At 72.3% G+C, this 9,154-nt stretch carries 1 protein-coding gene (cut by a window edge); it reads left to right on the top strand.

The window, feature by feature from the left end:
• Window positions 1-21: 21 nt before the first annotated feature.
• On the top strand, window positions 22-9,154 hold the 5' portion of the coding sequence (locus tag G6O54_RS27695; protein WP_165230739.1) for a beta-sandwich domain-containing protein. The gene runs 18,488 nt beyond the window's last position; the window shows 9,133 of its 27,621 coding nt (coding positions 1-9,133); the start codon lies at window positions 22-24; its stop codon lies off the right edge, out of view.

Here is a 9,154-nt window from a genome sequence, read left to right as displayed (position 1 = left end):
TCCCTCAGCGGCGGCAGCGCCATGAGCTTCTCGCTCGCCGGCGTGGGCTCCGCCTCCAGCAACACGATCTCCTCCTCCACCGAGGCCCTCATCGGCGACGGCCCGGACGTCGACGGCGTCCGCCACGCCAGCTCCGTCACCTCCGGCGTGCCCGCCAGCGGCTCCGCGCTCGACGACCAGGGGGTCACCCTCACGGCGACCGACAAGGCCACCATCTCCGCCGGCTCCGGCGCCCTCGCCGTCGGGGCCAATTACGGTGGCAACCCGAGCACCAGGGCCGCGGTGGGCCTCTCCATCGCCGTCAACGAGATGGGCTCGTCCGGCTCGCCCAATCGGGCGACCGCCGCGATCGAGGGGGGCTCGATCGTCGATGCGGGCGGGGCCGTGAGCATCTCCGCCAGCTCCGACCCGAGCATCACGGCGATCACCCTGGCCGGCACGGGCACCTTCTCCGACAACAGCGGGCCGGGGCTCAACGGCGCGGGAGGAGGCTCGGGCAATGAGATGCACTACGACACCGAGGCGCTGATCGACGGCGGCAGCTCCGTCAGCACCGGCAACGGCGGCGACGTTACGCTTTCGGCCGCGAGCACGCCCTACGTCCTCGCCTTCGGCAACGACCTCTCCCTCGCCGGATCCGGCGGCGCCAACGGCGGCGCCAACCTGACCAACGCGGCGGCCGTGGCGATCAACACGATCGAGAGCACGGTCCGGGCGAACATCGAGGGCTCGACGGTCACCGCCGCCGGCGCCGTCTCGCTCGCCGCGACGACCGACGCGGAGATCCACGCCGACGCCATGGGCATGGCCGGGGCGGCCGTCTCGACCAGGACGAACATCGGCGCCGCGCTCGCCGGCGCCGGCTCGGGGTCGCACAACACCATCCAGTCGACGACCGAGGCGGTGATCGAGGATGGCCTCGATCCCAACGGCACCAGGCACGCCAGCTCGGTCACCTCCGGGCGGTCGGCCGACGGCGGCTCGCTCGCCGACGAGGGCGTCTCGCTCACCGCGGAGGATACGTCCCTGGTCCAGGCGATCTCGGGCGCCGACGTGCTGGGGGCCGTCGGCGGGGGCCAGATCACCGTCGCCTCGGCGGTCGGCCTGTCGGCCGCCATCAACGACATCGGCACCGCGAGCCATCCGAATGTCGTCAAGGCCGCGATCGAGGGGGGGGCGACGGTCAACTCGGGAGGCGACGTCAGCCTGAAGGCGACCTCGGACCCTTCCATCATCGCGATCACCTTCGCCGGCACCGAATCGACGTCGACCAGCGGCGGCCTCGGTCTCAACGGCGCCGGCGCGGGCTCGGGCAACACCATCGAGTACGCCGTGGAGGCGCTGATCGACGGCAACAGCTCCGTCAGCACGAGCAACTCGGGCGACGTCTCCCTGTCGGCGAAGAACACGCCGTACATCCTCGCCGACGCCAGCGGCCTGACCCTGACGGCCACCGGCGGCACCACGAGCTCGGGGACCGTGACCAACGGGGCCGCCGCGGCGCTCAACACGATCGGCAGCACGGTCCGGGCGAACGTCGAGGGCTCCACGGTCGTCGCCGCCGGAGCCGTCTCGCTCTCCGCCACCTCCACCGAAGAGATCGACGCCTACGCCGCGGGCCTCGCCGGCTCGCTCACCGGCGGCTCGGCGAGCTCGTTCTCCTTCACGGGCGTGGGCTCGGCCTCGAGCAACACGATCTCCTCCACCACCGAGGCCCTCATCAAGGATGGCCCGGATGCCGACGGCGTGAGCCACGCCAGCTCGGTCACATCCGGGAAGCCCGCCAGCGGCAGCACGCCCGACAACAATGGCATCTCGCTCTCCGCGACCGACACGTCGACCATCGTCGCGGGGTCGGGGGCCCTGGCAGTCGGGATCAACAAGGGGAGCAACCCCAGCGTCACCGCGGCCGTCGGCCTGTCGCTGGCGGTCAACACCATGGGGACCTCGGCGTCGCCCAATTCCGTCACGGCCGCGATCGAGGGCGGCTCGACGGTGAATTCCGGCGGCGCCCTCACCCTGACGGCGAGCTCGAGCCCGGACATCCTGGCGGTCACCATGGCCGGGACCGGGAGCGTCTCGACCCAGGGGGGGGTGGGCCTCAACGGCGCCGGCGCCGGCTCGGGGAACTACGTCGCGAGCACGACCGAGGCGCTGATCGAGGGCGATAGCCAGGTCAGCACCGCCAACTCCGGGGCCGTGAGCCTCTCCGCGACCAGCACGGCCACGATCAAGGCCGACGGCGGCGGGCTGGCCCTGGCGGGGACCTTCGGGGCCAACGGCGGCGCGACGGTGACCAACGGGGCCGCGGCCGCGGTCAACTCGATCTCGTCGACCGTCGCGGCCAACATCGACGCCTCCGCCGTGCTCTCCGACGGCGCGGTGACCCTCTCGGCGACCTCGAAGGGGACGATCACGTCCATCACCATCGGCGTCGCCGCGGCCCTCAACACCACGACCGGCGGGTTCTCGTGGGCCGGCGCCGGCTCCGGCTCGGGGAACAGCATCGACCAGACGACCGAGGCGACGATCACCGATTGCATCGGGACGGACGCCGGCGGCCACGCCCTGAAGGTCAGCAGCGGCCACGGGGGCGCGGTCAGCCTGACCGCCGAGGACACCTCGACCATCTACGCGGTGGCCGGGGTGGTCTCGCTGGAGGTGGCCGCCGGCTCGGGCTCCAACACCGCGGTGGCGGTCGGGCTCTCGGCGGCCATGAACAACATCGGCGGCGCGGGCCGGCCCAATACGGTCCTCGCCGCCATCGACCACTCGACCGTCGCGTCCGCCGGCGGTGTCGCCCTGAGTGCCTCCTCCGCGCCCAAGATCCACGCCTACACCGTCTCGGGCGCGTTCAGCGTCAGCTCCAGCTCCACGGGCGGGTTCGCCCTCTCGGGGGCGGGGGCGGGCTCGGGGAACTCCATCTACCAGTCGACGCGGGCCCTGATCGAGGACGGCAGCACCGTCACGACGGCGAACGGCCAGGCGGTGAGCCTGAGCGCCGTCGACAATTCGAGCATCATGGCGGACGCTGGCGGCATCTCGCTGGGCGTCAGCCTGAATCCCGACCGGACGCAGTCCCTCGTGCTGGGGGCGGCGATCGCGACCAACACGATCGGCGACAGCACGCACTCCAACCAGGTGATCGCCAACATCGACCACTCGACCGTCACGTCGGACGGTGGCGTGATCCTGACCACCTCGGCGGGCAAGTCCGGGACCAGGCAGATCGCGGCGTATGCGGCGGGCGTGGCGGGGAGCCTCGGCGGCGGGTCGACCGGGGGGCTGGCCCTGGTCGGGGCCGGCTCGGGCTCGGGGAACTCGATCTACCAGGACGTCGAGGCCTCGGTCACCGGCGGCAGCAGCATCACCACCGGGCACAGGGGCTCGGTGACGGTGTTTGCCACGGACAACTCCGCGATCCAGTCGGGATCGGGGGCCGCCGCGTTCTCGTTCATCGGGAGCTCCAACGGGCTGTCGGCCAGCGTCGGGGTGTCGGTGGCCGTCAACACGATCCGCGACACCGTCTCGGCGACGGTCGAGGATTCGACGGTCGGCGCCGACGGCGGCCTGGCCCTGAACGCGACGTCGACCGCGAGGATCACGGCGATCACGGTGGCCGGCAACCTCAACGCGGTCGGCGGCGAGGACAACGCCATCGCCCTGGGAGGCGCCGGAGCCGGCTCGTACAACACGATCGACGGCGACATCCGGGCCCTGATCAGCGGGAGCACCGTGACCACCCGCAATGCGGGCGAGGTGAACCTGTTCGCGCAGGACACGTCGACCATCACGGCGGATGGCGGCGGCGCCTCGATCTCCGCCGCGGGCGGCTCGGTCCTGGGCCTGAGCGCCGGGATCGGGGCCGGCACCGCGTCGAACACGCTCGGCGGCGCCTCGAATCCCAATCAGGTCGTCGCCCTGATCGACAGCTCGACGGTGACGGCGGCCGGCAACGTCACGCTCAATGCGACGTCGATCCCGACGATCAACAGCATGGCCTGGGGCGTCGCCGTGGCGGCCAGCTTCGCGGCCACGTCCGCGGCCGCGGCGGGTTCGGGCGCCGGGGCCGTGAACAACATCCACTACGACGTCGAGGCCGGCATCCGCAACGGGAGCCAGGTCACCTCCGCGGCGACGGGCAGCAACGCCGTCTACCTGTCGGCGATCGACCGGTCGAGCATCACCGCCAAGAGCGGCGCCGGCAGCCTGGCCGTCGGGGTGGGGACCGGCGGCGGCCTGGCCGTCGGGGTGATCCGGGCCACGAACACCATCGCCAACGTCGTCGAGGCGTACATCGGCCAGATCCCCGGCGCCGGGGTCGGGACCGACTCGACGACGGTGACGTCCTCGGGCGGGGTCGTGGTCTCGGCGGCGTCGACCTCGTCGATCAGCGCCCTGGGGGTGGCCGTGGCGGCATCGCTGGGGGTCGGCGCCGCGGCGGTCGCGGGGGCCTTCGTCACCAACACGATCGGCAACACGATCGGGGCCTTCATCGACAACGGGGCGACGGTCCACGCCGCGGGCGGCAAGGTCCAGGTCCTCGCGGCCGATTCGCCCACGCTGACGGCGAAGGTCGGCAGCGGCGCCGTCACGGCGGCCAAGTTCGGCGCCTCGGTCGGCACCTCGATCGCGACCAATACGCTCGCGGACAGGGTCGCCGCCTCCATCGACCACGCGACGGTGGCCACGCGAGGGCAGGGGATCGACGTGAAGGCCACGTCGACCGACAGCCTGACCGCCCTGGCCGTCTCGACGGCGCTGTCGATCTCCATCGGCGCCGCCGGCGCGGGGGCCAACGCCTCCTCGACCAACACCACGACGACCACCGCCTCCGTCGGCGCCGGCTCGAACATCGACACCCACGGCTGGGGCCAGCAGACGGCCGGCACCTACGGCGACCTGAGCGTCGCGGCCCAGTCGTCCGCGACCGTGAAGGCCGAGAGCGACGGCGGGGCGGGCGGCGTCCTGGGCATCGGCGTCCTGCTGGCGACCGCGAAGCAGCACGGGGCGACCGACGCCCACGTGGCGGAGGGGGTCACCGTCTCCGCCGGCGCGCTGACGGTGCAGGCCGGGGCGAGCAACGGCAACGTCCAGGCGCAGGGGATCGGCGTGGTCGCCGGGCTCATCACCGGCGGGGGGATCAACTCCACCACGGAGGTCGACATGGACGTCGAGGCCTATATTGGCGCCCGGGACGGCGTCGCCCCGAGCGGCCAGGCGACCGCCATCACCCTGACCCGCGGCGCCTCGGTCACGTCCACGTCCACGGACAAGGCTCTCTCCAAGGCCTACGGCGGCACCGGCGGCGCGTTCGCCGTGAGCGGGAACCTGTCCCACTCCACCGTGGACCCGACGGTCAAGGCGACCATCGGCGACGGCGTCGTCCTGACGACCGGCGGCGACGTCTCGGTCTCCGCGACCGCCCAGACGCCGAACGCGAGCACGAAGGCCGCCGAGAGCGATGCCCTCGGCGTCACGGTCGGCGCCGGGCTCGCGGTCGGGGTGAGCGTGGCCACCGCGACGGTCGCGCCGCAGGTCACGGCGTACGTCGGCCGGGCGACCCTCTCCGTGCAGGGCAAGCTGTCGATCTCGGGCACGAGCAACGACACGGCCTACGCCTTCGGGAACGCGTCGGGGGGCGGGGCCGCCACGGCCTTGTCCAACCAGGTCACGGCCACCGCGAAGGGCGTGGCGAACACGTTCCTCGATGGCAAGGTGACGACGACCGGCGACGTCTCCGTCACCTCCACCGTGACGAACGACGCCTTCGCCCACGGCAACGGCGTCACGGCCAACGTCGTCGGCTGGGGCAACTTCGAGGCGGATGCCGTCTCGGGAGCCGACAGCACCGACGGCAACGCGACGATCGCCACCAGCTCGAGCTACCTCGGGTCCGGGGCCAACGTGGCCGCCGGCGGCAACCTCAGCATCATCACGACGCTGAAGAACACCGCCGAGAGCCGGGCCCAGGCGCCCGGCGGCGGGCTGCTCGGGGGGCAGGGGGCCTTCAGCCACGCGGTGGCGTCGGGCAACGCCAACAGCTACATCGCCGACGGCACGACCGCCACGCAGTCCGCCGGCGGCTCGATCACCGTCTCCGCCGGGGCCGACAAGGAGGCCGATTCGATCGCCACGGGGTTCAGCGTCTACGGCGTCGGCGTCGGCGTGACCTTCGGCTCGGCGACGACCAGGGGGCAGACGCTGGCCCAGGTCGGCTCCGACGCCAAGCTCCAGAGCGCCGGCGACCTCCAGGTCACCTCGTCCGCCCTCGAGTACGCCAAGTCGTCCGCCACCGCGACCACCGGCGGCGTCCTCTCGGGCAACGGGGCCACGACCGACGCGGAGGTGAGGGGATCGGCGTCGACGATCATCGGCACCAACGCCTCGCTGAAGACGACGGCCGGGAACCTCGCCATCGACGCCAACCGGAGCGTCTACAGCTATTCGACCGTGACCGGCGACACGTACGGGGCCGTCGGGGTCGGCGGCGCCAAGGCCACCGCGGGCGACAACGGAGACGTCCTGACGCAGGTGCAGGCCGGGGCCACCCTGGCCGCCACGATCGGCAAGGTGACCGTGGGGGCCGAACGCAACCTGAACAACGTCGCCGGGAATTCGCCCTACATCTACGCCTATGCCAGCCCGGGCAGCAGCGGCATCATCGCCGGCACGGCGTCGACGAGCGCCAGCGCCAACATCAGCGACACCGACACGAGCGTGCAGCTCCAGGGCGGGACCTCGATCACGGCGGGGCAGGACGTCTCGATCACCGCCTACGAGACGCGCTCGATCCGGTCCAAGATGACGGGGAACACGGGCGCGGCCTTCGGCAACGACGGCGCGAGGGCCAACACGACGGTCAACACCGCGGTCCACGTCGACCTCGCCGACGACGCCACGATCGGCGGCAACAACGTCACCATCACCGCGCAGGACGACCAGACCGGGGCCGACGCGACCAGCAGCGCCACCTTCCAGGGCGTGGTCGGCGGGGCCTCGTCGCGAGCCACCACGACCGTCACGAACAAGGTCTACGTCGGCATCGGCGACGACACGCTGACGTCGAGCCTCACGTCCTCCGGCGTGCTGACGGTGCGGGCGCTCACGTCCTCGACCTCCTCGACGGACGCCAAGGCCGAGGCGGACGGCCTGGGGGCCCCGATGAGCGCGACCGCCACGACGACCGTCACGTCGACCCCGACCGTCACGGTCGGGGCGGGGGCGTCGCTTACCGGCCGCCAGGTGAACCTGGTCGCCGGCGTCCCGTCGTCCGGGCCCTACTTCCTCACGTCGTCCAGCGACTCGACCTTCAAGGGCGTCGGCGTCACCAACTCCTCGTCCTCGGCCGTGAACCCGACGCTGACGGCCCTGGTGGACATCGCCTCTGGCGCGACCCTCGTCGGCTACGACCAGGTCAACCTGAACGCGTCCACGGGGAGCGGGCTGACGGCCTCGGCCCAGCCCTCGGCGACCACCTACGCCCTGGGCGGCGAGACCGACGTCGACTCGACCAACACCCTGAACGCGGCGGCCCGGATCCGGGCCGCCTCGGGATCGGCGATCAGGACGTCCCGGCTGGCGGTCAGCGCCTCCTCGCCGGCCGGCAACGTCGAGAGCAGGACCTCGAGCAGCGGCGCCGTCATCGACACGGGCTCCTCGAATCACCACGGCACGCAGTCCCAGTCCGGCCTCGTGGACTTCAACGCCGACGTGACGATCTTCGGCCCGTCGCCCGTCCTCGAGATCGGGCCGACCGGGCAGGTCCTCCAGCAGTCCGGCGTGACATACCACATCAGCAACAACACGGTCGTCGTCGACAGCGTCGCGAGCACCAACGGCAGCAGCGCGATCAGCCTGGCCGCGTCGGCCCAGAACCAGTCGGTCACGGGGCACTCGACGATCACCTACGACGCCGGGTTCGCGTCCGTCAGCCTGGTCAACAGGAACCCCAACTACAGCCTCCGGGTCGGCGACGTGTCGATGCTCAACACCTCGTCGCCCCCCACGCCGAGCGTCAGCCCGCAGGGTTCGTGGACGTACACGCCGGTCTACGGGAGCCAGGTGGCCAACCCGACGTTGACCATCCTCGGCGCCGGCGGCGACGTCGTGCTCGACGGATTCATCAACAACCCGGCGGGGACGACCATCATCCAGAACCTGGCGACCGGCTCGGGCAACATCCTCTCCGGCGGCGCGGGCCAGCGGATCGACACGCGCGACCTGCAGTTGATCAGCGCGCGGGGCAACGTCGGATCCTCGACGCGGCGGCTCTCCGCCCGGCTGCTGGACGGCGCCGGCACCCCCTCGGTCTCGACCCTCCACGCGGCCGGGGTCGTCCACCTCAGCCTGCAGGGCGTCTCCAAGGGCGGAGGCCCGCTCACGGTCGGCGGCGGGGACTGGTCCGCGGCCCAGTTCGACGTGCTCATCCGGGACGGCTCCGACGAGAGCGGCGCGACGCCCGTCTCGACGCCCAGCAGCTTCTTCGTGGATTCGATCCTCGCGGCCGGCGGGGCGATCGGGGTGCAGGCCGGTTCGTTGCGGCCCGTCGGCTTCACGGCCGGCGTGACGACGCCCGCGGCGAGCTCGCTGAACGTCAAGGCGACGGGCGACATCACCCTGACGTCCGCCGGTGACCTCCGGGTCGCGACCGTCGCTTCGTCGGCCGGGAACGTCGTCCTGAGGACGAGCGGAGGCTCGATCCTCGACGTGGGCTCGGGCCAGGGCGCCGCCGTGTCCGGCAACGCGATCACCCTCGGATCCACCCAGGGGACGATCGGCACGACCTCCCGACCGCTGTCCATCAGCTCGTCCCTGCTGAAGCCCGCGCCGCTGGACGCCAATGCCGGGCAGGGGATCTACGTCAATCAGGTGGCCGGCAACCTGAACCTGGGCGTGGTCACGGCGGGCACGGAGGCCTACTTCACCTCGGCCGGCAGCATCCTGGACCTCGGGACGGCCCTGCCCAACATCACGTCGCCCCGCACGGTGCTCGCGGCGGGGGTCGCCATCGGGGCGGCCGGCGCCCCGCTCCGGACCTCGACCCCGCAGGCCGAATTCTCCTCCAGCACCGGGCTGATCAACGTGTCCAACGCGGGCGCCCTGACCCTCGGCGGGTTCGGCAGCCTGCCCGGGGTCGGCGCCGGCACGTCGG

The sequence above is a fragment of the Aquisphaera insulae genome (assembly GCF_011064615.1).
Lineage (GTDB): Bacteria > Planctomycetota > Planctomycetia > Isosphaerales > Isosphaeraceae > Aquisphaera > Aquisphaera insulae.
The sequence above is the reverse complement of the archived record's forward strand: the minus strand, read 5'-3'. Positions and strand labels throughout refer to the sequence as shown.